Annotated in this window: 1 protein-coding gene; it reads left to right on the forward strand. The window is 44.4% G+C overall.

The window, feature by feature from the left end:
- The coding region (locus AC3AYF_RS20925; RefSeq protein WP_487780394.1) for a DUF6701 domain-containing protein at positions 1–1,456 on the forward strand (1,456 nt) is incomplete at both ends.

Here is a 1,456-nt window from a genome sequence, read left to right on the forward strand (position 1 = left end):
TCCATATCAAAACGTTGCAAACTGATTTAGAACGCTCCGCGATCAATTTTGCTGCCTGTACCTATTACATCTATAGTTTCCTTACCAAAGAGGTCGAGACGGTCATTAATGTAACCAGTAGCCCCGTCATTATTCACATAGGCAGCTCATATACACATGCCAAAAAAGATACCGACATTAACAAAGGCGGCTCCATTGATGACTTTATTGTCTACCTTCATTCAGGTGCCACTTTCACTACAGGCGAAGAAAACTTAGACTTCACTGGCATCATGTATGGTCCTAATGCGGGCGATGTCACCTTTGGTGAAAAAAATACGACCATCCGTGGTCTTATCACCATTGGTGGTGGCGATATCATCATTGCAAAAGAAAATTTCCAACTTACCTACACGGATGCTGATATCGCAAAAGTTGATGCTTTAGATACCTGTAGTGGAGCCATTGATCATTTTGAATTATCCTACGCCGCCAATGGTTTAACGTGTCTATCATCCCCAATCACCTTAAAAGCCTGTAAAAATGCAGATTGCAGTGCCTTATATACGGAAGATGTGAATGTAACACTTGCTCCAGCAACAGGTTGGGTAAGCAATCCTCTCACTATTTCATCCGGTACTGCCTCACTCGACCTGCAACATACAACTGCAGAAGATGTGGTTGTCGACATTACTGCTAGCTCGGTTACCCCGACTGGTTCCTTACAATGTTTTGCCGATAGTGTGGCCGATGCAACGTGTACCATTAACTTTGCCGAAGCGGGATTTGTCTTTGATATTCCGGTGCAAACTGCTTGTAAGCCTTCTGTAAATGTCACCATCGCCGCCGTCAAAAAAAGTAATATTACTGATCAATGTGTGGGCGCATTAACCGGTACCCAATCAGTCAACTTTTGGTCTACTTACTCTAGCCCCGCTACCGGCACTAATACGGTTGCCATATCAGGAACAACCATTGATACCTCATCTCCGGGTAGCGGCATCGACCTCAACTTTGATATTAATGGTGAGGCGACCTTTACTGTGCAATATGATGATGCCGGTCAAATTCAAATTGATGTCGAACATACCACTGGCAGTAGTTTAGTATTAACGGGTAACAATACCTTTATCAGTAAACCAGTCATGTTGGCAGTCTATAGCGATGACTCATCTGCCGACTGCGCCAGTGCTGATGGCAGCTGTAGTAAATTTAAAAAAGCAGGCGAAAGCTTTAACCTCAAGGTCAATGCCGCCTGTTGGCAAGATGATGCCGACACCGACTTTAGCGATAACCCCGTCACACCAAACTTCGAATTAAACTCAATTGCCGTGATTCCCTCATTGGTAGCACCATCAGGTGGTTCCAATGGCAATCTAGATGTAGCTAGTTTTAACTTTTCAACATCCGATAACGGCAGCCATACTATCAGTCAGGCAGTATCGGAAGTCGGTGTATTTACCTTCGGTGTTACCCC

The sequence above is a fragment of the Salinicola sp. genome (assembly GCF_982684285.1).